Origin of the sequence: Pseudomonas sp. NFACC39-1 (assembly GCF_900110355.1) — a bacterium.
Lineage (GTDB): Bacteria > Pseudomonadota > Gammaproteobacteria > Pseudomonadales > Pseudomonadaceae > Aquipseudomonas > Aquipseudomonas tehranensis.
Window position 1 is genome coordinate 118,106 of the sequence record NZ_FODL01000013.1, and the last position, 25,419, is coordinate 143,524.

The window sequence follows — 25,419 nt, forward strand, 5'->3', positions numbered from 1 at the left end:
CATGGCGACGCCGGGGATGCCCGAGCACTACACGCTTTTGGGTCGTTCGACGGCGGCTCATGTCGAGGTGCTGCTGGATGACGCTCACCGTAGCCTGTTACAGGACCGGCAGGAATTGGTACTGGGGACTTCTGCCCCTGATTATCCGCCCTTCGATCTGTCCACCAGCGGGCAAGACTACGAGGGCATGACCGCCGACTACGCCGGCGTCATCGCCAGGGCGATCGGTCTGCCAATGCGGGTTTTGCGTTTCGCGACCCGGGACGAGGCCATTGCTGCCCTCAAGAATGGAAAAATCGACATGCTGGGTACCGCCAATGGTTTCGAAGCTCGCACCCCCGGCATTGTGCTATCGACCCCTTATGCAGTGGACCAGCCCGTTCTCGTCACCCGGACGAATGAAAGCCGTTCCCTGACTGAAGATCTCCAGGGATTGCGGCTGAGCATGGTTTATCACTACCTGCCGCTGCGGGAAATCGAAAAGCTTTACCCCAAGGCAATCATCAGCACCTACCCCTCCTACCAGAACGCCATAAACGCCGTCGCTTTTGGCCAGGCGGATGTCTTTCTCGGCGATACCATTTCCACCCACTACATGATCAGCAAGGGTTACCTGAGCAACATCCGCATGGCCAGCTTCGGCAAGCATGAGTCCTATGGATTCGGTTTCGCGGTTCGAAGTCTCGATACCCGGCTGCTGGAGGCCATCAATGCCACGCTGAACCAGATTTCCATCACCGAGCAAGCGGCCATTTCCAAGCGCTGGAGCGCTGGCAGCGACTTGTATCTCACGGAACACAAGATACAACTGACTGCCCGGGAGCAACGCTGGCTGGCACGGCACCCGGTGGTGCGAGTCGCGGTAAACGAAACCGCGGCGCCCTTCACTTTTTTCGACGCCGATGGTGATTTTCGTGGCATCAGTGCCGACCTGCTGGAGCTGATCCGGTTGCGCACCGGCATCCGCCTGGAGATCCAGCGCACTCAGAATGACAGCGAAATGATTGCCGCGGTCCTGAACGGTCAGGTCGACATGATTGCAGCGCTATTACCGAGCAGCGAGCGGCAACAACAATTGAAGTTCAGCCGCCCCTACGTCGACAGCTCATTCGTCCTGCTGACCCGCAAGCAAGCCGACACCCCGGCAACCCTCGACCAGTTCGGGGACCGAAGCCTGGCCATCACTCAAGGCAATCCGATCATTGAATGGCTACGCAGCCAGTACCCAGACATCAAGATCATCGAAACCGACGACCCTCTCCATGCCGTGGAAATGCTCGCCAAGGGTCAGATCGACGGCAGCGTGAACTCTCTGGTCATGGCCAACTACTTGATCTCGTCGCACTCGTTGCGAGACACCTTGCAAATCAGCAGTACCGTAGGAACTCGTCAGGCCATGTTCTCGTTGGCCACGGCCAAAGACGCCGTGGAGCTGAACTCCATTCTCGACAAAGCCCTCACCAGCATCGACCCAGACGAACTGGGCGTGATCAATAATCGTTGGCGAGGTTACGTGTCAGCATCGGAACACGCGTGGCGCACCTATAACCGCCTGTTTTTCCAGATCGTCGCCGGCGTCGGCCTGTTGCTGCTGCTGTCACTGGCATGGAATGCCTACATGCAGCGCCAGATCAGGCAACGTCAACGGGCGGAGCTGGCCCTCAATGACCAGCTTGAGTTCATGCACTCGCTGCTCAACGGCACCCCTCACCCGATCTACGTCAGAGATCGCAACGGTTTCCTGCAAAGTTGCAATGACAGCTACTTGCAGACGTTCAATGTGAAACGCGAAGAGGTTATCGGCAAGAACGTCATGCCTGGGTCCATGAGCAATGCTTTCGAAGCGCAGGAGTACCAGGCGGACTATCAGCGGGTCATGGCCGAAGGCACTCCGCTGGTCATGGATCGCCCGTTACATATCGGGGATGACAAACTGACCATCTATCACTGGATTCTCCCCTACCGAAATTCCAACGCCGAAGTACAAGGCATCATCGGCGGCTGGATCGACATCAGCGAACGACGCCAACTGTTCGATGAACTGCGCGCCGCCAAGGAGCGGGCCGATGATGCGAACCGCGCCAAAAGCACGTTCCTGGCGACCATGAGCCATGAGATCCGCACCCCCATGAACGCGGTGATCGGCATGCTGGAGCTGGCTTTGAAACATGCCGACAAGGGCCATCTGGACCGCTCGACAATAGAAGTGGCGTACGAATCGGCTTCCGGCATGCTGGAGCTGATCGGCGATATCCTGGACATTGCACGGATCGAGTCAGGTCACCTGAGCCTGGCACCCGAACGGGTCAATCTCAGGGCCTTGCTGCAATCGGTCATACGGGTTTTCGAAGGCGTTGCCCGACAGAAGAACCTGGCATTGTCGCTGCTGTTCGACCCGGCCGAAGGCAACCCGGACGTCCTGATAGACCCCTTGCGATTCAAACAGGTGCTCTCGAACCTGATCAGCAATGCCCTCAAATTTACCGAACAGGGTCAGGTTCAAATCAAGGTCCAACTGTCTCCGGCCGCCCCGGATGACACCCTGCACATGCAACTGGAGGTCAGCGACAGCGGCATCGGCATCAGTGCGGCAGACCTGCAACGTCTGTTCGAGCCGTTTTCCCAGGTCGACAATACCGGCCGGATGGCGCGAACGGGCGCAGGACTTGGCCTGGTGATCAGTCGCAACCTGTGCCAGATGATGGGCGGCAGCCTGCACATGAGCAGCGAGCCGGGCATCGGTACCCGGGTCCAGATTTCACTGCAACTGACTACCCTGCCGACCTCCACGGTTTGCGTACCCCCGGAGCCCGTCGTTGAAACGGCCACGGCGGCCTTGAGCGTTCTGATCGTGGATGACCATCCGGCCAATCGCTTGTTGATGTCGCAGCAACTGGAGTACCTGGGTCATCACCATCAGGTCGCCCATGATGGCGCACAAGGGCTCAAAGCCTGGCATGAAGGGGATTTCGACCTGGTCATCGCCGATTGCAACATGCCCATCATGAGTGGCTACGAACTGGCCAGTTCGATTCGTCGCCATGAGTGCGAACGCGAACTGCCGCGCTGCACCATCCTGGGGTTTACCGCCAACGCACAACCGGAGGAGAAACAACGCTGCCAGGACGCCGGAATGGACGACTGCCTGTTCAAACCGATCAGCCTGAGCGCCCTGAGCCAATGGATGAAAACGGTCAGATCCACCAGCCGGCCCAAGGCTTTCAATGTGCAAAGCCTGCAGGCCTTGACCGGTGGCAACCCCTTGTCCATCCGGCGCCTGTTGGAAGAGCTGCTCAGCAGCAATCGCTCGGACCGCCGGGAGTTGCTCGATATTGCCCGCAGTGGGGACAGACAAGCCCTGACCGAGGCCGCACACAAAATAAAAGGCGTCGCCCGAATAGTGCAGGCGACCTCGTTGATACAAAGATGTGAGGCGCTGGAACACGCCTGCCGCCAGGCACAGGGTGCGCACCCCATTGGCGAATGTACCGAGGCGCTCGACCAGGCCATGACCGAACTGGAGCGCGCCCTGGAAACAGAGATCGCCAAGGCAAAATAATCCAGCGTTTACTATGCTGATCGCTCAGCAGTGCGCACCAGGGGCGTTCTCAATTGGCATCCCCCGGCGCGGCAGGGAATGAGTTGGGAACGCCCACCAATACTTGGAGTGACTGCAATGCCCAGCGCACCGCGTCCGCAACAACGCCGGTTCCCCTTGCACGTGCACATCAGCGTGATGTTTACGCTGCTCATGCTGCTGACCGGTGCGGTGCTAGGCCTTTTCAACTATCACCAGACAACGCAGATCATCCTGTCCAGCAGTGAAAAACTGTTCAACCGCATCGAGCAGGACGTACGCCTGGATTTGTATGACACCTATGAACCCATCCGCCACCTGTTGGGCCTGCTGGCCGATTACCCGGCGACACATGAATCCAGGATAGCTCAGCGCCTGGCCCTGCTCGCCCCCTTCAGCCAGGCGCTGCGGGACAACCCGAACCTGGCGTCGCTGTACCTGGGCGACAGCAATGGCGACTTCCTGATGGTCCGCCCCTTGCGCACCGAAACCCTGAAGACCGCACTTAACGCGCCGGCCAACGCGGCCTACCAGGTCTGGACCGTGGATCGGACAGCTACCCCCGGCCAGGTTCATGCCCAGTCGCTGTTCTACGACCAGAACCTGACGCTCATTGGCCACCAGGACATTGCCGACGAATCCTACGATCCGCGCAATCGAGGCTGGTTTCGCAGCGCGCTGGCAAGCGCCGAGCAAATCACCACCGAACCCTACGTCTTCTTCTCCACCCAAAACCTGGGCACCACCCTCGCCCGGCGCAGTGGCGAACAGGCGGTCATCGCTGCCGACCTGACCCTGGCGTCCCTGTCCCAGACCCTGGCCAAGCACAGGGTGACCGCCGGCACCGAAATTGTGCTGCTCGACCCCCAGGGCAATACAGTCGCCTACCCCGACAGTCAGCGGCTGATCACCGACACCCAGTCGGCACGCCTGATCAAGGCACGCGACCTCAGCCCGGCCATCGCCGCCGCACTCGACGACAACACCGACACCCCACGCCTGGAGGCAGGTGGACGCCAATGGATCGTTTCGCGCAGCCACATGCAGGAAGGCGGGCCGCAGGGCCTGGAACTGGCGTTGTTGGTCCCTGAAGATGAGTTGCTGGCCGATGCCTATCGCATGCGCTGGCAAGGCGCGCTGATTACCCTGGCCACCCTGCTCCTGTGCCTGCCCCTGGGCTGGTTGACCTCCAGGATCCTGGTCAAGCCCCTGCGCGCCCTGGTGCAGGAGGCCGACGCCATTCGCAGCTTCGATTTCAATTACCCGGTGTCCCGTCGCTCCCCGGTGCTGGAGGTCGATCAGTTGGGCGTTTCGATGGCGCGAATGAAAGAGACCCTGGCAAGCTTCTTCGAAATCACCGCCAGTCTGCGCGCTGAAACCCGCTTTGCCCCATTGCTGGAGCGGGTGTTGTTCGAGACGGTGAAAATCGCTCAGGCCCAGGCCGGCCTGATTTACCTGCGCGAAAACGATGACGATCGGGTCAGGCCCTACGGGCTGGTCATCGATGGAACGCCTCGGGACCTTGCAGCCTTCGAGTTGCAAGGCCATGCGCTCAAGGCGCCGGACAGCCCGCCATGGCTGCAGCAACTGGACGCCGCGGACAACCTGGTCACCTCGCTGGGCTTCGAGCAGGCCGCCGACCTCAAGAGTGTCTTGCTGGTACTGGACGCCCCTCGGGTTCATCTGATCGGCATCCGCCTGCGCAATCGCCACCAGGAAACCGTCGGGGTTCTGGTGCTGCTGATCACCGACAGCGGTACTGAAGCCGACCTGGAAAAACTGCAGCCGGACCGTATCGCTTTCCTGCAGGCCGTGTCCGGCGCCGCCACCGTGAGCATCGAAGGCCAGCGCCTGCAAGCCCGGCAAAAACAACTGCTCGATTCGTTCATTCAACTGCTGGCCGGGGCGATCGATGCCAAGAGTCCTTACACCGGCGGTCATTGCCAGCGGGTTCCAGCCCTGACGCTGATGCTCGCCCAGGCCGCCGCTGCCAGCCAGGCGTCGGCATTCCAGGCCTACCAACCCACGGAGGATGAGTGGGAAGCGCTGCACATCGCCGCCTGGCTGCACGATTGCGGCAAGGTCACCACACCCGAATACGTGGTCGACAAAGCCACCAAACTGGAAACCCTGAACGATCGGATTCACGAGATCCGAACGCGCTTCGAGGTGCTCAAACGCGACGCCTGGGTCGATTACTGGCAGGCCCTGGCAACGGGTGGCGAGCCGTCATCCTTGGCCCAGCGACGCGACGCCACACTGGCCAGCCTCGATGACGACTTTGCCTTCGTCGCCCACTGCAACCTCGGCTCAGAGGCCATGGCCGACGCCGACCTGCAACGTTTGCAAGATATCGCCCAACGCCCCTGGACCCGAACCCTGGATGACCGCCTGGGGGTTTCCTGGGAAGAGAACCGCCGCCAGGCACGCACCCCAAAGCCTACGCTTCCAGTGACTGAACGGTTGCTGGCGGACAAGCCCGAACACTTGCTGGAGCGGCTCGAAGCCGAGCTGATCCCGGCGGACAACCCATGGGGTTTCCAGCTCGATGTGCCGCCCTGGAAATACAACCGCGGCGAGCTGTACAACCTCAGCATCAAACGGGGCACGCTGACGCGAGAAGAGCGTTACGTCATCAATCATCACATGGTGCAAACAATTCTGATGCTCAGTCAGTTGCCCTTTCCCAGCCATTTGGACAACGTGGCGGAGATCGCCGGCGGGCATCACGAGAAGATGGACGGCACGGGATATCCCAAGCGACTCAAACGCGAGGAGATGAGCCTGCCTGCGCGCATGATGGCGATTGCGGACATATTCGAAGCGCTGACGGCTGCCGATCGCCCTTACAAGAAGGCCAAGAAACTGAGTGAAGCCCTGGGCATCATGGCCACCATGTGCCGTGACGCCCACATCGATCCAGAGCTGTTCGGGCTGTTCATCGGTGAAAAGATCTATCTGAGCTACGCCAACCAGTTTCTCGATCCGCGCCAGATCGATGAAGTCGACCCGGACAGCCTGCTGGCCAAAGCGGGGCTCAAAGCATGAAAGCTATCCCTGTAGGACCTGCCGAGCCAAGCGAGGCTGCGTTCTTTCTGCTGACCTTTGAATCTCACGCGAAAGATCAAAAGATCGTCCGAACGCGGCCCGAGCCTTCGCCAGCTCCTGCAGGAAGCGGGTCAGCAGTCTGTCAGGCGCAGGAAAATCTCGGCCAGTTGTTCAATACCGGCCCGATCATGCTCAGTAAAACGTGCCAGTTTCGGACTGTCCAGGTCGAGCACGCCAATCAGGCGCCCGCCCTTGACCAGCGGCACCACCAGTTCGCTGTTCGACGCGCTGTCGCAGGCGATATGCCCGGCAAAGGCATGGACGTCTTCGACACGCTGGGTCTGGCGGGTCGCCGCCGCTGTCCCGCACACACCACGGCCAAAGGGAATTCGCACGCAGGCGATCTGTCCCTGGAATGGGCCCAGCACCAGTTCTTCGTTGCGATTGAGGTAAAAGCCTGCCCAGTTCAAGTCGTCCAGCTGACTGAACAGAAAGGCCGAAAACTGCGCGGCATTGGCGATGAAGTCCCGCTCATCGGCCAACAAGGACTCAAGCTGTGCCGCTAACAAGCCGTAGCCGTCGAGACCTTCGCCCGTGCCTTTCAAATCGATCATGCCTTACTCTCCAGAAGTTTGAGGCCCACCCAATATCGGGCAAACTGATAAGCGCAACGTCCGTTGCGGTTGCCGCGCCCGGTGGCCCAACGTACTGCCTGTACATCCAGCGCTTCATCACGCTGCCAGGCAAGCCCGGCCTTGGCCGCCAGCTCGCCGATCCAGTGCTCCACCACGTTGAGGAAATGCTCCTGGGTAAACGGATAAAACGACAGCCACAACCCGAAACGGTCAGACAGTGCAATCTTGTCCTCCACGGCCTCGCTGGGGTGAAGCTCGCCATCGACCCGCTTCCAGTTCTCGTTGTCGCTTTCCTTTTCCGGCACCAGGTGACGGCGGTTAGAGGTGGCGTACAACAGCACGTTGTCCGGTGCCTGTTCCAGAGACCCGTCCAACACGCTTTTAAGAACGCGGTAATCGCCCTCCCCGGATTCGAACGACAGGTCATCGCAGAACAGCACAAAGCGCTGTGGCAGTTTTGCGATTTGTTCGACCACCCGCGGCAGATCGGCCAGGTGATCGCGCTCGATCTCGATCAACCGCAAGCCATGCTGGGCATGTTCGGCCAGCAACGCGCGCACCAAAGACGACTTGCCAGTGCCACGCGAGCCCCACAGCAACGCATGGTTGGCCGGCAGGCCATCGATGAACTGCTGGGTGTTGCGACCCAGCTGTTCAACCTGCCGATCCACGCCAATCAGGTCCGACAGACGCATGTCGAGGCTGACTTCAAGCGGCAGCAGGTAACCACTGCGCCCGTCGCGCTGCCAACGGGCCGCCAGCGTCCGGGTCCAGTCGATAGTCGGCCGTGGAGCGGGCAGCAAGGGCTCTATGCGAGCCAGCACCGCATCGGCACGCTCAAGAAACGCATTCAATCGAGAGTCCACGTCTTCTCCTCGGACAGGTTCACAGTGATGATGGCGCAACAGCGACGAAACGCCGTACCCAATGGCGGGTCTATCCCACACAACATAAACCGGCTGCATCGGTATTCAGAGATGATCAGCTATGCTTGAGCGGCGAAGGGAAACGTAAGTGGTTCATCATTCCATGGACATCAGATTCACCCAACGGCTGTCCTACAAGCAGGCCCGGCTGACCGTTCTGGTGGGTTTCGTGCTGGGTACTTTGCTCAGCCTGATGCAGATCGGCATCGATTATGCCAGCGAAGACGCGTCGATCAACCGTGAAATCCTGTCACTGCTGGAAATCAGCCACAACCCGGCATCGCGTATTGCCTATAACATCGATGCCGAACTCGCCCAGGAGCTGTCCTTGGGCCTGTTGCGCTCACCAGCCATCATCGGTGCCCAACTGATCGATAACAACAACACCGTGCTGGCCAGCGTCAAACGCCCCGAACTGCAGAGCAGTTACCGGTTCATCAGCGACTTTCTCTTCGGTGCCCAGCGCCAGTTCGAAGATCGCCTCTATCTGGACCACCTGCCGGCCGAGTCCCTGGGCGTGCTGCGGCTGGAGGTTGACACCTATGCTTTCGGCAGCCGGTTCCTGCGCCGCGCCGAAGTGACGCTGCTCAACGGTTTCGCCCGCAGCCTGATCCTGACCGGTCTGCTGCTGGCGTTGTTTTATGTGATGCTGACCAAGCCCCTGGTCCGGGTCATCCGCGAACTGAGCAGCCGCGACCCCAGTAGCGGCGAGCAGAGTCGCCTGGAATGCCCCTCCGGCCACCAACAGGACGAGATCGGTGTACTGGTCTCGGTGGCCAACCAGCAGTTCGAAAATATCGCCACCGAGATTCAGCAACGGCGCACGGCCGAAAATCGCCTCACCGATTATCTGGCGCAGTTGGAAAACATCGTCTCGGCCCGTACCGCCGAACTCAAAGCCATCAATGCCCGCCTCAGCCAGTCCAACGAGGAGTTGGAAATAGCCCGGCGCACCGCCCTGGATATGGCCGAAGCCCGCTCCGTCTTTCTGGCCAACATGAGCCATGAGATCCGCACGCCGCTCAACGGTCTGCTGGGAATGATCGCGCTGTCACTGGATGGGCCCCTGACGGCCGAACAACAGCAACAGCTATCGATCGCTCATGACTCGGGCAAGGTGCTGGTTGAACTGCTCAACGACATCCTTGATCTGTCGAAATTCGACGCCGGTCAACTGGAACTCGAACGCATCCCGTTCGACCTTGGCTCTCTGGTCGAAGACACCGCCAACCTGCTTTCCCAGAACGCCGCTCCCAGCGTCGAGCTGGCCTGCCTGATCGATCCGGCGTTTCCAGCACAGGTCCTGGGTGACCCGACCCGGGTGCGCCAGATCGTCAGCAACCTGCTGTCCAATGCGCTGAAGTTCACTCGCTTCGGCCGGGTCGACGTGCGTTTGAGTCCACATGAAGACGGCGTGCGAATCGAGATCTGTGACACCGGCATCGGCATCCCCCAGGAAGCCCAGGCGCGCATTCTCCAACCGTTCACCCAGGCCGGTGTTGGCATTACCCGCCAGTTCGGTGGCACCGGGCTGGGCCTGGCGCTGACCTACAACCTCTGTGAAGCCATGCAAGGCCAGTTGACGATCACCTCCGAAGCCGGCTTCGGCAGCCAGTTCTGCGCTGACCTGCCCCTGCCCTGCCATACCGCCGCGACGCCCGTCGAGCCCTTGCACGGCAATGTCGTGGCCATCACCGACCGCAGCAGCGGCCTGGCCGAGTTGCTCAACATGCTGTTGCCCGGCTGGGGGCTGGACTATGAAAGACGTTCGGTGGATGACGGATTGCTGGGCCTCAAGCCTGATGTCCTGATTACTGACTGCCCGGAATGCCTGTTCAATATGCGTCCCACTTTCGACGCGCCCATCCTGCTGGTCACCGCATATGGCAGTTTTCTGCCCAGTGAAGAAGCCACCGTCCTTGCCCCTTTGTTACAGCAGGCCCGGCCCCTGGCGCGCCATGCCCTCTATCAGATTCTGCGTCGCGCTTTGCAAAGCGACGCCACCACCATCAATGACGCTCAGATCGAAACCCTGGCGCCGTCCAAACGCGGGCGGGTCTTGCTGGTGGAAGACAATCCGGTCAACCAACTGGTGGCCAAGGGCATGCTGGTGAAGCTGGGCTGCGAAGTCATCGTCGCGGCCCATGGCGCCGAAGCCCTGGACCTGCTCGAACAGAGGGATTTCAATTTGGTCCTGATGGATTGCAACATGCCGGTCATGGACGGTTACGAAGCCAGTCGCCAGATCCGTCGCAGCGGGCGCTGGCCGGATCTGCCGATTGTCGCACTGACGGCCAACGCCATGCCTGAGGAACGTGAGCGATGCCGGGCCGCCGGCATGAACGACTACCTGTCCAAGCCGTTTCGGCGCGAAGAGCTGGCGGCGTTGCTGGACCAGTGGGTGCCGCTTACGTCAGCGCTTTGATCTGCCCCAATAGATGATCAAGACCGTCTCGCAACGCCCCCAGGCGGTCCAGGTCAAGCCCGCTGTCGCATAACAGACGGGCCTTGAGTGGACCGACCTGCTCACGCAATTCCCAGCCTGTTTGCGTAAGGCTCAGATGCACCTCCCGCTCATCGCGGGCCGAACGCTGGCGCTGAACCAGGCTCAGTTGTTCCAGGCGCTTGAGCAACGGCGTCAGCGTGCCCGAATCCAGCAGTAGCCGCTCGCCCAGAGCCTTGACCGTGGGTTGTTCCGGCGCATCTTCCTGCCACTCCCACAGCACCAGCATCGCCAGGTACTGCGGATAAGTCAGGCCGAGCTGATCGAGCATGGGCTTGTAGCCGCGAATGACCGCCCGCGACGCGGCGTACAGTTTGAAGCACAACTGGCTGTCGAGTTTCAGCGCATCGACTGACAGATCATTCATTTGAGTAAGGCTTCGATCTCAGCGGTCAGGTCCTGGGGTTTGGTGGTTGGGGCAAAACGCTTGACCACCTGCCCGTCCTTACCGATCAGGAACTTGGTGAAATTCCACTTGATGCCCTTGGACCCCAGTACGCCGGGCGCCCGCTGCTTGAGCTGGACAAACAGCGGATGGGCATTGGCGCCGTTGACCTCGATTTTCTTGAACAGCGGAAAACTCACACCGAAGTTCAGCTCACAGAACTCGGAAATCGCCCCCTCGTTGCCCGGTTCCTGCTTGCCAAACTGATTGCAGGGAAAGCCCAGCACCACCAGGCCCTGGTCCTTGTAGGTCTGCCACAGCGCCTCAAGCCCCTTGTACTGAGGAGTGAAGCCACACTGACTGGCGGTATTGACCACCAGCACAGCCTTGCCGGCGAAATCGGCGAGGGTCTTTTGCTCCCCCTTGATCGTGGTGCACGGGATGCTCAGCAGGTTGTCGCTCATGGCAAGGCTCCAGATGGGAAGAAGAGGACACAGAAGATAGCGATCAATTAAATTGCATGCAATTTAATTATCCGAACCCGCTCGCAACACAAGGGCTCCGCCGGACGAGCTTGTGGCGAGGGGATTTATCCCCGCAGGACTGCGCAGCAGCCCAATGGCTATCACTTGGCTGTGCCAGGCTGATTGCATTCAACCTGTTTGGGGTCGCTTCGCGACCCAGCGGGGATAAATCCCCTCGCCACAAAGGACCGCACACGGTTTACCCTCGGGGTCCGAGATCCAGGCACACCGAATTGATGCAATAACGCAAGCCGGTGGGTGGCGGGCCGTCAGGGAAGACGTGGCCCAGATGCGCGTCACACTGGGCGCAGACCACTTCAGTGCGGATCATGCCGTGGCTGACATCGCGCACTTCCACTACCGCGCTGCCTTCGATCGGCGCGTAGAAACTTGGCCAACCGCAGCCGGAATCGAACTTGGTCCGCGAATCGAACAGTGGCTCGTTGCAGCAGACGCAGTGGTATACGCCGTCAGTCTTGGTGTCGTTGTACTTACCGGAAAATGGCCGTTCGGTGCCCTTCAGCCGACAGACGTTGTACTGCTCCGGGTCAAGCATGGCGCGCCATTCTTCTAGGGTTTTCTGCAACTTTTCCATCGTCCTACCTCGGCAATTGAAAAAGCCCGATCCGACGCTTTTCCGCAGATCGGGCGGCACGTATGATTGCGCCTCGTCAGGCGCCAGTCTGGCAGTCACGCCATGCGCATTCAAACGGATTGTCACGCATGTACCGCGTCACGCCTGGGCACAGACGCAGGATCCCCAGTACGGTAGTTCACTCGCCGCCTGGATCGTTCATTTTCGGGAACACATCGCCATGCAGGTCAGCAAATCGAACAAGCTCGCCAACGTCTGCTACGACATTCGCGGCCCGGTGCTCAAGCACGCCAAGCGCCTGGAAGAGGAAGGCCATCGCATCCTCAAGCTGAACATCGGCAACCCGGCGCCCTTTGGTTTCGAAGCGCCCGATGAAATTCTCCAGGACGTTATCCGCAACCTGCCGACCGCCCAGGGTTACAGCGACTCCAAGGGCCTGTTCAGCGCCCGCAAGGCGGTGATGCAGTACTACCAGCAGAAACAGGTCGAAGGTGTCGGCATCGAAGACATCTACCTGGGCAACGGCGTGTCCGAACTGATCGTGATGTCGATGCAAGCCTTGCTCAACAACGGCGATGAGGTGCTGGTGCCGGCCCCGGACTACCCATTGTGGACCGCCGCCGTGAGCCTGTCGGGCGGCAATCCGGTGCATTACCTGTGCGATGAACAGGCCAATTGGTTCCCCGATCTGGCGGACATCAAGGCCAAGATCACCCCGAACACCAAAGCACTGGTGATCATCAACCCGAACAACCCCACTGGCGCGGTGTACTCCAGGGAGGTCCTGCTGGGCATGCTGGAACTGGCTCGCCAGCATAACCTGGTGGTGTTTTCCGACGAGATCTACGACAAGATCCTGTACGACGATGCCGTGCACATCTGCACCGCCTCACTGGCGCCGGACCTGCTGTGCCTGACCTTCAACGGCCTGTCCAAATCCTATCGGGTGGCGGGTTTCCGCTCCGGCTGGATCGCCATCTCCGGCCCCAAGCATCACGCCCAAAGCTACATCGAGGGCATCGACATGCTGGCCAATATGCGCCTGTGCGCCAACGTGCCGAGCCAGCACGCGATCCAGACTGCGCTGGGCGGCTACCAGAGCATCAATGACCTGATCCTGCCCCAGGGCCGGTTGCTGGAGCAACGCAACCGTACCTGGGAATTGCTCAATGACATTCCCGGTGTCAGTTGCGTCAAGCCAATGGGTGCGCTGTACGCCTTTCCGCGGATCGACCCAAAGGTCTGCCCGATCCATAACGATGAGAAATTCGTCCTCGACCTTCTGCTGTCCGAAAAGCTGCTGGTGGTCCAGGGCACGGCGTTCAACTGGCCATGGCCGGATCACTTCCGCGTCGTGACCCTGCCGCGGGTCGACGACCTGGACCAGGCCATTGGCCGGATCGGTAACTTCCTCAAGTCCTACCGCCAGTAATCCAGGTGGCGTGCGAGGGGTCGACTCGCACGCTGTTTGATTCAGCAACACATCCGTTTCGCGCGCTTCGGCAGGCCTTCTACACTGAAGGCGCGGCAAACGGTGCGCAGCGCGACTCAACGTTCACGGGGTACGGGCGCTCCTTTTCTTTTCCACGGGCACTTTCAGAAAAGTCTTTCAAACATTTGCGACGCCTGTAGGACACAGTTTGAAATAGTCGGCATGTTGAATAGCCTGCGGCGGCACCTTATATACCCCGCATAACGCTACATCTTTAGCATGAGGAGATTTCCACAACCATGATGCGCATCCTGCTGTTTTTGGCCACTAACCTGGCGGTCGTGCTGATTGCCAGCATCACCCTGAGCCTTTTTGGCTTCAACGGGTTCATGGCGGCCAACGGGGTTGACCTCAACCTCAGTCAGCTGCTGATCTTCTGTGCGGTGTTCGGTTTCGCCGGTTCCCTGTTCTCGCTGTTCATCTCCAAGTGGATGGCGAAGATGAGCACCAGCACCCAGATCATCACTCAGCCGCGCACTCGCCACGAACAATGGCTGCTGCAAACCGTCGAGCAGCTGTCCCGCGAGGCCGGCATCAAGATGCCGGAAGTGGGCATCTTCCCAGCCTACGAGGCCAACGCCTTCGCCACCGGCTGGAACAAGAACGATGCGCTGGTCGCCGTCAGCCAGGGCTTGCTCGAGCGGTTTTCACCGGATGAAGTCAAGGCCGTGCTGGCCCATGAGATCGGTCACGTCGCCAACGGCGACATGGTGACGCTGGCGTTGATCCAGGGCGTCGTGAACACCTTCGTCATGTTCTTTGCCCGCATCATCGGCAACTTCGTCGACAAGGTGATCTTCAAGAATGAAGAAGGCCAGGGCATCGCCTACTACGTCGCGACCATTTTCGCCGAGCTGGTATTGGGCATCCTCGCCAGCGCCATCGTCATGTGGTTCTCGCGCAAACGTGAGTTCCGCGCAGATGATGCCGGCGCACGCCTGGCTGGCACCAGCGCCATGATCGGCGCCCTGCAACGCCTGCGGGCCGAGCAAGGCTTGCCCGTACACATGCCCGATACCCTCAATGCCTTTGGCATCAACGGTGGCATCAAGCAAGGCCTGGCTCGCATGTTCATGAGCCACCCGCCACTGGAAGAGCGTATCGACGCACTGCGTCGTCGCGGCTGACAGGTTCAAGCTTCAAGAAAAGCCCGCAGCGATGCGGGCTTTTTTCTGTCTGATTTATGAGTTGCCTGGTCTGGCCCCATCGCGAGCAGGCTCGCTCCCACAGGGGGCTTCGGCGAGCGCCAGTTCACAGTTCGCAACGGATCAACTGTGGGAGCGAGCCTGCTCTCGCGATAAGGCCAGCGGGCACGCCACATCAACGACTGGAAACCCGATACACCCGCTCATCCAGTCTTTTGACGCCAGCCTGCAAGAACTTCCAGCTTTCCCCCAGCACATCCTGCTCCTGCAGAACCTCCAGCCTCCAGCCTTCACCCAGCAACTTCTGCACTTCGTCATCCCCTACGGAAAACGGTGGGCCGGACATCTCATCCTGAGCGTAATCCAGAGTAATGAGCAATCCGACACACTGCGGCAGAATCGTCTGCAGATGAGCCGCATACCGCTCCCGCATCGGCCCAGGCAAAGCGATCAATGCGGCGCGATCGTACAGCGCCGAGCAATCGCTCACATCCTCCGGACTCAGGGCAAAAAAATCACCGCAGCGGATTTCAATGTCAGCGGCCCGGAACACCTTGAACGCGCCCTCTTCACTCACGCTCGGTTCAAGATGATGCTCAAGGAAGAAATCCACTGCGGCTTTTTCAGACAGTTCCACACCCAGCACCGAATACCCCTGATGGGCGAGCCACAACAAATCCAGGGTTTTCCCGCACAGGGGCACCAGCACTCGACTGCCCTGCGACAATCCCAGTTGCGGCCAGAAACGTTGCAGATAGGGGTTCACCTCTGGCAAGTGAAAACCGATCTGATTCGTTGACCAACGCTTGTGCCAAAACTCAGGCTCCATCTCTCACTCCCAAAAAACCGATTAAAACGGGCTAAAACTTATATTAGATTTAGATCATAGACCTGACAGAAGATGGCAACATCTTAACGCTCAGGAGTCCGCTCATGCTGCCCAGCCTGTTTATCTCCCATGGCTCACCGATGTTGGCCCTGGAACCCGGCGACAGCGGCCCGGCACTGGCTCGCCTGGCCGCGCAACTGCCCACCCCGAAAGCGATCGTCATCGTGTCGGCGCACTGGGAAAGCACCGAACTGCTGGTCAGCGCCAATCCGCACCCGCGCACCTGGCACGACTTCGGCGGCTTCCCGCCGGCCCTGTACGAGGTGCAATATCCGGCGCCAGGCGATCCGCAACTGGCGGCGCACGTGGCGGACCTGCTCAATGCCGCGCACCTGCCGGCGCGCCTCGACACAGGGCGGCCATCCGATCATGGCGTCTGGGTGCCGCTGTCCTTGATGTACCCCACGGCGGACATCCCGGTGGTGCAGGTCTCCTTGCCCAGTCGCCAGGGACCCGCGTTGCAGACGCAGGTCGGCCAGGCCTTGGCAAGCCTGCGTCAGCAAGGCGTGTTGCTAATCGGCTCCGGCAGCATCACCCATAACCTGCGCGAACTGGACTGGAACGCCGGCCCCGAAAGCATTGAGCCCTGGGCCAAGGCTTTTCGTGACTGGATGGTGGAGAAACTGGCAGCGGATGACGAAGCCGCGCTGCATGATTACCGTCGCCAGGCACCCCACGCCGTGCGTAGCCATCCCAGTGATGAGCACTTGTTGCCACTGTATTTTGCCCGGGGTGCAGGGGGTGAATTCAGCGTTGCCCACCAGGGGTTCACCATGGGGGCTTTGGGAATGGACATCTATCGGTTTGACTGACAGATAGACCGAGTCGCTCCATTCGCGAGCAAGCCCGCTCACACACTGGATCGCAGGGCCCTCAAATGCTGTGTTCACTGCAATTCCCTGTGGGAGCGGGCTTGCTCGCGAATGGGACAATGCCGCTCAACCTGAATGAACACCAACCAACAGGCAAAAAAAATCCCCGAACCAGTCGGGGATTTTTTATGTTCGATCAATCAGCCCGAGAGCGGATCAATCTTCGCGATAGCGACGCAGTTTGAGCTGCTTGCCGGCGACACGAGTGTCCTTCAGTTTGGTCAGCAACTTCTCCAGACCATCTTCCGGCAGCTCTACCAGGCTGAAGCTGTCACGTACCTGGATGCGACCGATGGCCTCACGAGCCAGGCCGCCTTCGTTGAGAATGGCGCCCAGCAGGTTCTTGGCCGCGATGCCGTCACGGGCACCCAGCGCGGTACGGCAGCGCGCACGGCCTTCGGCCAGCGGGATCGGTGCGCGACGCTCGCGATCACCACGGTCCGGACGATCACCGCTACGCTCTGGACGATCGCCACGCGGTGCGTTGTTCGGCACCAGTGGACGCTCCTTCTCGATCGCAGCGAGGGTCAGCGCCTGACCATTGGTGGCCTTGCGCAGCAGAGCAGCGGCCAGGGCACGTGGGGTGCAACCGATGTCGGCGGTCAGGCGATCGAGCAGATCACCGTGGGTCGATTCGGCGTCAGCCACCAGAGGCGACAGGCTGTTGGTGAGTTTCTTGATGCGGGCATCAAGCACCGCCTGGGCGTCCGGCAGACGAACCTCGGCAACCTTCTGACCGGTTACACGCTCAATCACTTGCAGCATGCGGCGCTCACGCGGGGTGACCAGCAGCAGTGCACGACCTTCGCGACCGGCACGGCCGGTACGGCCGATACGGTGAACGTAGGATTCCGGATCGTACGGCATGTCCACGTTGAACACGTGGGTGATGCGCGGAACGTCCAGGCCACGGGCGGCAACGTCAGTCGCCACAACGATGTCCAGACGGCCATCCTTGAGGGAATCGATCACGCGCTCACGCTGGTTCTGGGCAATATCGCCGTTCAGCGCAGCGGCTTTGTAGCCTTTGGCTTCCAGGGCGCTGGCCAGGTCCAGGGTCGCTTGCTTGGTGCGTACGAACATGATCAGGGCGTCGAAATCCTCGACTTCCAGCAGGCTCAGCACGGCCGAGGTCTTCTGGTCGGCGTGAACCAACAGGTGAGCCTGTTCGATCGCGGTGACGGTCTGGGTCTTGGTCTGGATCTTTACGTGTTGCGGATCGCGCAGGTGGCGCTCGGCAATGGCGCGGATCGACTGCGGCAGAGTGGCCGAGAACAATACAGTCTGACGGGTCGCTGGCAGGGCCTTGAAGATGACTTCCAGGTCATCCATGAAACCCAGCTTGAGCATTTCGTCGGCTTCATCGAGAACCAGGTGGTTCACGGTGGCCAGGACTTTTTCGTCACGACGCAGGTGGTCGCACAGACGGCCCGGAGTGGCGACAACAATCTGCGCGCCGTTACGGATGGCTTTCAGTTGCGGGCCCATCGGAGCGCCGCCGTAGACAGCCACAACGGTTACACCAGGCATTTGCTTGGAGTAGGTTTCAAAAGCGGTTGCTACTTGCAGCGCCAACTCACGAGTTGGCGCCAGGATCAGGGCTTGCGGTTCGCGCTTAGCAGGATCGATGCGATGCAGGATCGGCAGGGCGAACGCGGCGGTTTTACCCGTACCGGTTTGCGCCTGACCAATCATGTCGTGACCGGCCATGATGATCGGGATCGATTGCTGCTGAATAGCCGAAGGTTCTTCGTAGCCGGTCGCAATGACGGCTGCAAGAATGTTCGGATTAAGATTAAAAGCGACGAAGCCGCCGGTTTCCTGGGTCATGGGTCTGCCTCTAAGTGCATCCGCAAAGACCCATGCTCCAAAGCTGCGCGTGCCGTGTTGAGACTCAAGAGTCGCCCTGGCTGCTTTGTCGGCGGGGATTTGCGAAAACGAATGAATGAAAAAGAACGTCGTGGAAGCATCCGTTGTGCGGACATGCAACCGAAGCTGGCTTCGGGGAATTGCGCTACCTTGACGCGGCCCGGCTAAAGGCCGGCGCGCACTATACCGGAAATCGCCTGAAAAGGGAGATTTTTTATCGTAGAACACGCCTGAGGCGGCTGCACCTGTAGGAGCTGTCGAGTGCAACGAGGCTGCGATCTTGTCCCAGACAGTTGAGTCGCAAGCGAAAGATCAAGATCAAGATCAAGATCAAGATCAAAAGATCGTCCGAACGCGGCCCGAGCCTTCGGCAGCTCCTACAGGTGCAGCCCTGCGGGAGCAAGTTCCCTCGCCTCTCAGGTCGCCGGGCGGATCGCCTTGATCAGCGGCAACAGCGAATAACCCAATTGCGGCGCCAGCCCTTCAGCCCGAGCCACCAGGCCATCCATGTCCAGCGTCTGGTCCAGATCCGCTGGCACGATCAGGATGACATTGCCTTCTTTCACCGGCAGCTCCCAGTAATGCCGGTGGTACAAGCCGCGCAGCAGGGCCGCGCCCAATGGTTTGCCGTCGTCGGTGGCCCATTGGTTGATCACCAGCCAGCCGCCCGGATTGAGGCGTTTCTGGCAGTTCTCCAGAAAACCCCAGGCCAGGTGCCCGACGCCGGGGCCGACGTCGGTATAGAGGTCGACAAAGATCAGGTCCGCCGGCTCAGCGGTTTCCAGCAGCTCCAGGGCATCGCCGACGCGGATGTACAGCCGCGGATCGTCGTCCAGCCCCAGGTATTGGATAGCCAGGCGCGGCACATCGGGACGCAGTTCGATGGCTTCGACGTCTTCCAGCGGCAGGAACTTGAGGCAGGCCTGGGTCAGCGTCCCGGCGCCCAGCCCCAGGAACAGCGCGCTTTCCGGCTGCTCGTGACACAACGCGCCAATCAACATGGCGCGGGTGTAATCATATTCGAGCCAGCTCGGGTCGGCCGTGAACACGCAACTCTGTTCGATGGCGTCGCCAAACTCCAGGAAACGGTAGTCCGCCACTTCGAGAACCCGGATAACACCGAACTGGTCATGCACTTCGGCGAGCAAATGCTCGACGCGCTCCTCTGTCATCTCATCTCCTGTGGTTACGCTGACCCTGAACATAACCGGGGCAAAAGCGCGATTGTCCGCGAAGCGACGCAAACAGGTCACGCACTAATTTGCTGATAACATGGCAGCCCGAGCGTAAACCACCTAGAGATCATGATGAGCCAACCCTGGAGCCCTGACAGCTGGCGCGCCCTGCCGATCCAGCAGCAACCCCGATACCCCGACGCGGCGCATTTGCTGCAGGTCGAGCAGACCCTGGCCAGTTATCCGCCGCTGGTGTTTGCCGGTGAAGCCCGGGAGTTGCGCCGTCAGTTCGCCGAAGTCACCCAAGGCCGGGCCTTCCTGCTGCAGGGCGGCGACTGCGCCGAGAGCTTTGCCGAGTTCTCGGCGGCGAAGATCCGCGACACCTTCAAAGTGTTGCTGCAAATGGCGATCGTCATGACCTTCGCCGCCGGTTGCCCGGTGGTCAAGGTCGGCCGCATGGCCGGGCAGTTCGCCAAGCCGCGCTCGGCCAACGATGAGACGATTGGCGGTGTAACCTTGCCGGCCTATCGCGGCGACATCGTCAACGGTATCGGCTTCGACGAAAAAAGCCGCGTGCCGGACCCGGAGCGGCTGCTGCAGTCATACCACCAGTCCACCGCCACCTTGAACCTGCTACGGGCCTTCGCCCAGGGTGGATTCGCAGATCTGCATCAGGTGCACAAGTGGAACCTGGACTTCATCGCCAACTCTGCCCTGGCTGAGAAGTACAGCCACTTGGCCGACCGGATCGACGAAACCCTGGCCTTCATGCGCGCCTGTGGCATGGACAGCTCGCCGCAATTGCGCGAAACCAGTTTCTTCACCGCCCACGAAGCCCTGCTGCTCAATTACGAAGAAGCGTTCGTGCGTCGCGACAGCCTGACCAACGATTACTACGACTGCTCGGCCCACATGCTGTGGATCGGTGACCGCACCCGTCAGCTGGACGGTGCCCATGTCGAATTCCTGCGCGGGGTGAACAACCCGATCGGCGTCAAGGTCGGCCCGAGCATGAACCCCGACGACTTGATCCGCCTGATCGACGTGCTCAATCCGGACAATGATCCGGGGCGACTGAACCTGATCGCGCGAATGGGCGCGAACAAGGTCGGCGATCACCTGCCACAGCTGTTACGCGCCGTGCAGCGAGAAGGCAAGCAGGTGCTGTGGAGTTCAGACCCGATGCACGGCAACACCATCAAGGCCAGCAGCGGTTACAAGACCCGGGACTTCGCGCAAATCCTCGGTGAGGTGAAGCAGTTCTTCCAGGTTCACGAAGCTGAAGGCACGTATGCCGGCGGCATTCACATCGAAATGACCGGGCAGAACGTCACCGAATGCATTGGCGGTGCGCGGCCGATCACCGAGGACGGGCTGTCGGACCGTTACCACACGCATTGCGATCCGCGGATGAATGCCGATCAGTCGCTGGAACTGGCGTTTCTGATTGCTGAGACGTTGAAGCAGGTGAGGCGGTGAGTCAGTAAGTCCTCGTCGCTTGTTGGATTGCTATCGCGAGCAGGCTCGCTCCCACATTGACCGCGCCCTTCACAAAAACGGCGTACATCAAAGGTCAACTGTGGGAGCGAGCCTGCTCGCGATGGGGCCAGTTCAGTCACCACCCACCTCAGCCAACGCCCCCGCCAACCGAACCCCGCCCGCCCGAGCGCAATTGAGCTGGACCCGCGCCAACCCCAGCCAGTCGGCCAGGCGTCGCAGATTCACCGCCAATGCCTGCAGCCCCTCCTCGTCCAGCCCCGGCTCTTCTTCGTGCACGGCATGCACCGCTAATCGACCCAAAGCCCGCTCCGCCCGCAGGTCGACCCGCGCCGCAATGCGTTCGTGGTGCAGGAACGGCAACACGTAATAGCCATACACCCGCTTGTGAGCCGGGGTATAAATCTCCAGCCGATAACGAAAGTCGAACAGCCGCTCGGTACGGCTGCGCTCCCAGACCAGCGAATCGAACGGCGACAACAGCGCGCTGACCGCCACCTTGCGGGGGATTTTCACGCTGGGTCGGCACCAGGCCGGTTGCTTCCAGCCTTGCACCTGACAGCGCACCAGCTCACCGGCCTCCTCCAACTCGGCCAGGCGCTCGCGGCCATCGGCCGGATCGAGACGAAAATAGTCGCGCAAGTCTTTCTCCGTGCCCACGCCCAAGGCCTCGGCGGCATGCAGCAACAAGGCACGCTGAGCCTGGGGCTCGTCCGGCAGGGGTTGTTGCAGGATCGAGGACGGGAGCACGCGTTCCGGCAAGTCGTAAAGCCGCTCGAAACCCCGCCGCCCCGCCACCGTCACTTCACCCGCCGCGAACAGCCATTCCAGCGCATGCTTCTCGGCGCTCCAGTCCCACCAGGGTCCGGCCTTTTCCTGACGCGTGGACAAACTACCCGCACCCACAGCGCCTTGCTCACGGACCGAAGCCAAGACGCGACGAATGACATCCTGACGCTCCTGACCAAACTGTGCCAACTGTCGATAGATGCCCTCACCGCGGGCAGCACGATCCATGCGCCAGCGCATCAGCGGATACATCGCCAGCGGCAGTAGCGAGGCTTCGTGTCCCCAGTATTCGAACAGCGTACGACGACGGCCCTGGCTCCAGGCTGCCTGATCGAGCAAGTCGGGGGTGTAGTGACCGAGACGGGAAAACAGCGGAAGGTAGTGCGAACGCACCAATGCATTGACTGAATCAATCTGCAGGACGCCGAGGCGTTCAATCAGGCGGTTAAGGCGCGCCGGTTGCACCGAAGCTGCCGTTGACCGCCCGTCGAATCCTTGGGCGGCCAACGCCAGACGCCGGGCCTGTTTGAGGGTAAAGGACAGAGTCGCGGGCATGAAGATCTCCTTGTCTGCTCGCAACCTACCTCACCATTAAGCGGTTTGTGTAGGGAAGGATGGCTCATTTGTGCATCGGGTCATCCCAGAATGGCCGAACCACTTCTTTTTCGACGTCGGCACGGCTGACGCCGATGTCCTTGAGCGCCTCATCGCTCATTCCGGCAAGCAGTTCACGTTCGTGGTGCAATTCGTACCAGCGGCTAAACTTGTGCAGCAGAGCGCTGATGGAAAAGCCGTGGGACGAGAGTTTTTCTATCAGTAGATAACCTTTTTGACCTTTCATCGTGATGTCCTCCGTTGGGGATGGCTCAAGTCTCGCGCCAACGCTAAGATCAATCCAACGAATGTTTCTTATGCAATACATCTCGGAGATTGATCAATTGTCGAGTTACCCGAGCATCGATACGGAAGTGCTGCGAACCTTTGTCGCGATCGCTGACCAGGGTGGTTTCACCCGTGCCGGTGAGCTGGTCAATCGCACCCAGTCCGCCGTCAGCATGCAGATGAAGCGGCTGGAAGAAGATGTCTTGCAGCGACGGCTGTTCGAGCGTGACGGGCGCCAGGTCAAGCTGACCGCCGAAGGCCAGGTGTTGCTGGGCTACGCCCGGCGGATCCTCAAGCTGCACAGCGAAGTGTTCAACACCCTGCGTGAACCGCACATGGTCGGCACGGTGCGCATCGGCACCCCGGACGATTACGTGATGCGCTTTTTGCCAGGGATCCTGCAGCGCTTCGCCCAGTTCTACCCCTTGATCGAAATTGAAGTGCACTGCGAGTCATCCAAACAGTTGCTGCTGCGCCAGGATCTGGACCTGTCCATCGTCACCCGCAAACCGGGGGACGAAATCGGCCAGTTATTGCGCAAGGAGCGCTTTGTCTGGGCCGAAGCGGCGTGCTTCAACGTCCATGAACAAACACCGTTGCCGCTGGCGATGTTCAATAGTGATTGCTTCTGTCGGCAATGGGCCTGCAATGCGCTGGATGCCATGGGCCGCGATTATCGCGTGGCGTACAACAGCTCCAGCCTGTCGGCGCTCATGGCGGTGGTCGGCGCGGGCCTGGCGATCACCGCGCAGCTGGAAAGCCTACTGACACCCGACATGCGCGTGCTGGGCGAGGCGGAAAACCTGCCGGAGTTGCCCGAGGCCAGCATCATGCTGATCCGCAACCTGCATAATCCGTCGCCGATCACCGAGTGCCTGGCCGAGCACATCGTCGAAGGGTTCAAACTTTAAAGGCGAGCAAGATCGCGCACAGCACCAGGAAGCCGCAGAACAGCCCGCGCAGCAGCCGCTCCGGCATGGCGTGGGCAACCTTTACCCCCCAACTGATACTGAGCAGGCCCCCGGCGGCCAGCGGCAGGCCGATCCACCAGTCCACTTGATGATGCACCGCATACGTGGCAAGGGTCACGCCGGTACTGGGCAAGGCCAACGAGAGAGACAATCCCTGGGCGACCACCTGACTGGTGCCAAACAGGCTGGTCAGGAACGGCGTTGCGACGACCGCCCCGCCGACACCGAACAATCCGCCCATGGTCCCCGACGCCGCCCCCAGCACGGCGAGCCACGGCCAGCCATAACGCATCTGCGCCGAAGCCGGCGCGCTGGCGGCGAACATGCGGATCAAGTTGTAGGCCGCCAGGACGATCAGGAAGGCCACGAAGCCGATTCGCATGCTTTGCGCGTCGATGCCCACGGCCCAGATCGAGCCAAGCCAGGCAAAGCAAAAACCCATGGAGGCCAGTGGCAGTACATGACGCATTTCAATGCGATTGCGCTGGTGGTAGCGCCACAAGGCGAGCATCACGTTTGGCACGACCATCACCAGGGCCGTGCCCTGGGCGATCTGCTGATCGAGGCCGAACAACAGGCCCAGCACCGGAATGGCGATCAACCCGCCACCAATCCCGAACAATCCCCCCAAAGTGCCCAATGCGGCACCGAACGCCAGATACATCACACCTTCGATCACAGCCGATTCCCCCTTGATCAGGGCGCTTATCCTACGCAGTCGGCGCTCGCGGGGGAACGCAACATCTGATCAGAACGTCAGAATTATCTGGCGCATTAAAGGTTCGCCCGCTAGATTCGTAGCCATCATTGATTGAAGGTTCTGCCATGAGCACCCAGCGCGTTACCCCCGAACCCTGCGAAGCCCTGTTGCTCGACAATCAGGTGTGCTTTGCCCTGCACTCCACGTCGCTGCTGATGACCAAAGTCTACAAGCCGCTGCTGCAAGCCCTGGGCCTGACTTATCCGCAGTACCTGGCGATGATGGTGCTGTGGGAAAAGGATGGTCTGACTGTCGGTGAAATCAGCAATCGCTTGCTCACCGATCCGGGCTCACTGACCCCGTTGCTCAAGCGCCTGGAGGCCGAGGGTTTGCTGAGCCGCACCCGTAGTCGCGAAGATGAACGCGTGGTCATCGTCGAGCTCACCGAACAGGGACGCGCCCTGCAGGAAAAAGCCCTCGACATTCCCCAGTGCATTCTCGGCGCCAGTGGCCAGACCCTGGAGCAATTGAAGAAGCTGCAACTTGACCTGCAAGCGTTGCGCAGCAACCTGCAAGACAGCCTCTGAAACGCAGCCTCTCCAGCAGCAGCGTCAACTGCCCCACCGCTATCGCGAGCAGGCTCGCTTGTATGGTAGGACTTGAAGGGAGGAGGAGGGACAAGGCTCGATTCTGACTGTTAGGCGCAGTACAGACCGTGGGAGATTTCGCCCCTCCTCCTTTCACCCAAGCGCCGATAAAGAATGCATCTGGCCTAAACCGACGATAGGAACAAGCCTGCGCCTCTGGGTGAACCCTTCAAGTGTTCAAACCTTAGCCCGGAGAATTTTCAATGGCAATGCCGGTTTCTGTCACAAAGCCGATTGTGGGCGTGGATGTCGCCAAGAACGAGTTGGTGATCTATCACGCCGAACTTGATGTACTGGA

General features: G+C 60.4%; 20 protein-coding genes. 9 read left to right on the forward strand and 11 right to left on the reverse strand.

What is annotated here, in order from left to right; all coding sequences use genetic code 11:
* Position 1: 1 nt before the first annotated feature.
* Together BMY45_RS22900 and BMY45_RS22905 are read left to right on the forward strand one after the other, a co-directional pair.
* The gene (locus tag BMY45_RS22900) at positions 2-3,559 is read left to right on the forward strand and encodes a transporter substrate-binding domain-containing protein (protein WP_092401886.1); all 3,558 of its coding nucleotides are present in this window, start codon (positions 2-4) and stop codon (positions 3,557-3,559) included.
* Positions 3,560-3,676: 117 nt separating this feature from the next.
* Positions 3,677-6,625 carry an HD domain-containing phosphohydrolase gene (locus tag BMY45_RS22905; RefSeq protein ID WP_092401889.1) on the forward strand — a complete coding sequence of 983 codons (2,949 nt, stop codon included), beginning with the start codon at positions 3,677-3,679 and terminating at the stop codon, positions 6,623-6,625.
* Positions 6,626-6,756: 131 nt separating this feature from the next.
* Here the strand turns inward: BMY45_RS22905 and BMY45_RS22910 are convergent, their stop codons facing one another.
* On the reverse strand, positions 6,757-7,239 hold the full coding sequence (locus tag BMY45_RS22910) for a GAF domain-containing protein (RefSeq protein ID WP_092401892.1): 483 nt from the start codon (positions 7,237-7,239) through the stop codon (positions 6,757-6,759).
* Positions 7,236-8,126 carry an ATP-binding protein gene (locus BMY45_RS22915; RefSeq protein WP_092401895.1) on the reverse strand — a complete coding sequence of 297 codons (891 nt, stop codon included), beginning with the start codon at positions 8,124-8,126 and terminating at the stop codon, positions 7,236-7,238. Before BMY45_RS22915 ends, BMY45_RS22910 begins: the two co-directional genes overlap by 4 nt.
* 163 nt (positions 8,127-8,289) lie before the next feature.
* On the opposite strand from BMY45_RS22915, the gene BMY45_RS22920 reads away from it, so the two are divergent.
* A complete protein-coding gene (locus BMY45_RS22920; protein ID WP_092401898.1) occupies positions 8,290-10,611 on the forward strand; it encodes a hybrid sensor histidine kinase/response regulator in 2,322 nt (773 codons plus the stop codon).
* On the opposite strand, the gene BMY45_RS22925 is transcribed toward BMY45_RS22920, so the two are convergent.
* The 3 genes from BMY45_RS22925 to msrB all read right to left on the reverse strand — a co-directional run bounded on the left by BMY45_RS22925 (position 10,595) and on the right by msrB (position 12,193).
* A complete protein-coding gene (locus BMY45_RS22925) occupies positions 10,595-11,056 on the reverse strand; it encodes a MarR family winged helix-turn-helix transcriptional regulator (protein ID WP_092401901.1) in 462 nt (153 codons plus the stop codon). The two genes, BMY45_RS22920 and BMY45_RS22925, sit on opposite strands and share 17 nt — an antisense overlap.
* Positions 11,053-11,538 (reverse strand): glutathione peroxidase, encoded by a 486-nt coding sequence (locus tag BMY45_RS22930; protein WP_092401904.1) that lies wholly within the window; start codon positions 11,536-11,538, stop codon positions 11,053-11,055. Before BMY45_RS22930 ends, BMY45_RS22925 begins: the two co-directional genes overlap by 4 nt.
* 259 nt (positions 11,539-11,797) lie before the next feature.
* Positions 11,798-12,193, reverse strand: coding sequence for a peptide-methionine (R)-S-oxide reductase MsrB (msrB, locus tag BMY45_RS22935; RefSeq protein ID WP_092401907.1), 396 nt, complete (start codon positions 12,191-12,193; stop codon positions 11,798-11,800).
* A gap of 220 nt (positions 12,194-12,413) precedes the next feature.
* Between msrB and BMY45_RS22940 the strand changes: the two genes are divergently transcribed.
* Positions 12,414-13,625, forward strand: coding sequence for a pyridoxal phosphate-dependent aminotransferase (locus tag BMY45_RS22940; RefSeq protein WP_092401910.1), 1,212 nt, complete (start codon positions 12,414-12,416; stop codon positions 13,623-13,625).
* Between the two features lie 299 nt (positions 13,626-13,924).
* A complete protein-coding gene (gene htpX / locus BMY45_RS22945; RefSeq protein ID WP_047226371.1) occupies positions 13,925-14,812 on the forward strand; it encodes a protease HtpX in 888 nt (295 codons plus the stop codon).
* Between the two features lie 193 nt (positions 14,813-15,005).
* On the opposite strand, the gene BMY45_RS22950 is transcribed toward htpX, so the two are convergent.
* Complete coding sequence (locus BMY45_RS22950; protein WP_092401913.1) at positions 15,006-15,659, reverse strand: thiopurine S-methyltransferase; 654 nt, start codon at positions 15,657-15,659, stop codon at positions 15,006-15,008.
* Between the two features lie 104 nt (positions 15,660-15,763).
* Between BMY45_RS22950 and BMY45_RS22955 the strand changes: the two genes are divergently transcribed.
* Complete coding sequence (locus BMY45_RS22955) at positions 15,764-16,531, forward strand: DODA-type extradiol aromatic ring-opening family dioxygenase (protein WP_092401916.1); 768 nt, start codon at positions 15,764-15,766, stop codon at positions 16,529-16,531.
* Positions 16,532-16,747: 216 nt separating this feature from the next.
* Here BMY45_RS22955 and BMY45_RS22960 read toward each other — a convergent pair whose 3' ends face one another.
* Both BMY45_RS22960 and BMY45_RS22970 read right to left on the reverse strand, forming a co-directional pair.
* Entirely contained in the window at positions 16,748-18,421 is a 1,674-nt protein-coding gene (locus tag BMY45_RS22960; RefSeq protein ID WP_047226368.1) for a DEAD/DEAH box helicase, read from the reverse strand.
* Positions 18,422-18,876: 455 nt separating this feature from the next.
* A complete protein-coding gene (locus BMY45_RS22970) occupies positions 18,877-19,632 on the reverse strand; it encodes a spermidine synthase (RefSeq protein WP_092401919.1) in 756 nt (251 codons plus the stop codon).
* A 135-nt stretch (positions 19,633-19,767) separates the two neighbouring features.
* Here BMY45_RS22970 and BMY45_RS22975 point away from each other — a divergent pair, with 135 nt between their 5' ends.
* Positions 19,768-21,114, forward strand: coding sequence for a class II 3-deoxy-7-phosphoheptulonate synthase (locus BMY45_RS22975; protein ID WP_092401922.1), 1,347 nt, complete (start codon positions 19,768-19,770; stop codon positions 21,112-21,114).
* Positions 21,115-21,246: 132 nt separating this feature from the next.
* Here the strand turns inward: BMY45_RS22975 and BMY45_RS22980 are convergent, their stop codons facing one another.
* Together BMY45_RS22980 and BMY45_RS22985 are read right to left on the reverse strand one after the other, a co-directional pair.
* Positions 21,247-22,476, reverse strand: coding sequence for a winged helix-turn-helix domain-containing protein (locus BMY45_RS22980; RefSeq protein WP_092401925.1), 1,230 nt, complete (start codon positions 22,474-22,476; stop codon positions 21,247-21,249).
* A 64-nt stretch (positions 22,477-22,540) separates the two neighbouring features.
* The gene (locus tag BMY45_RS22985) at positions 22,541-22,762 is read right to left on the reverse strand and encodes a DUF1127 domain-containing protein (protein ID WP_047226364.1); all 222 of its coding nucleotides are present in this window, start codon (positions 22,760-22,762) and stop codon (positions 22,541-22,543) included.
* A gap of 97 nt (positions 22,763-22,859) precedes the next feature.
* Between BMY45_RS22985 and BMY45_RS22990 the strand changes: the two genes are divergently transcribed.
* A complete protein-coding gene (locus tag BMY45_RS22990; RefSeq protein WP_030141879.1) occupies positions 22,860-23,714 on the forward strand; it encodes a LysR substrate-binding domain-containing protein in 855 nt (284 codons plus the stop codon).
* On the opposite strand, the gene BMY45_RS22995 is transcribed toward BMY45_RS22990, so the two are convergent.
* The gene (locus tag BMY45_RS22995; protein WP_177193382.1) at positions 23,704-24,438 is read right to left on the reverse strand and encodes a sulfite exporter TauE/SafE family protein; all 735 of its coding nucleotides are present in this window, start codon (positions 24,436-24,438) and stop codon (positions 23,704-23,706) included. The genes BMY45_RS22990 and BMY45_RS22995 overlap by 11 nt on opposite strands.
* Positions 24,439-24,599: 161 nt before the next feature.
* Between BMY45_RS22995 and BMY45_RS23000 the strand changes: the two genes are divergently transcribed.
* Positions 24,600-25,061: a MarR family winged helix-turn-helix transcriptional regulator gene (locus BMY45_RS23000; protein WP_092401934.1), complete on the forward strand. Its 462-nt coding sequence runs from the start codon at positions 24,600-24,602 to the stop codon at positions 25,059-25,061.
* Positions 25,062-25,419: the final 358 nt, after the last annotated feature.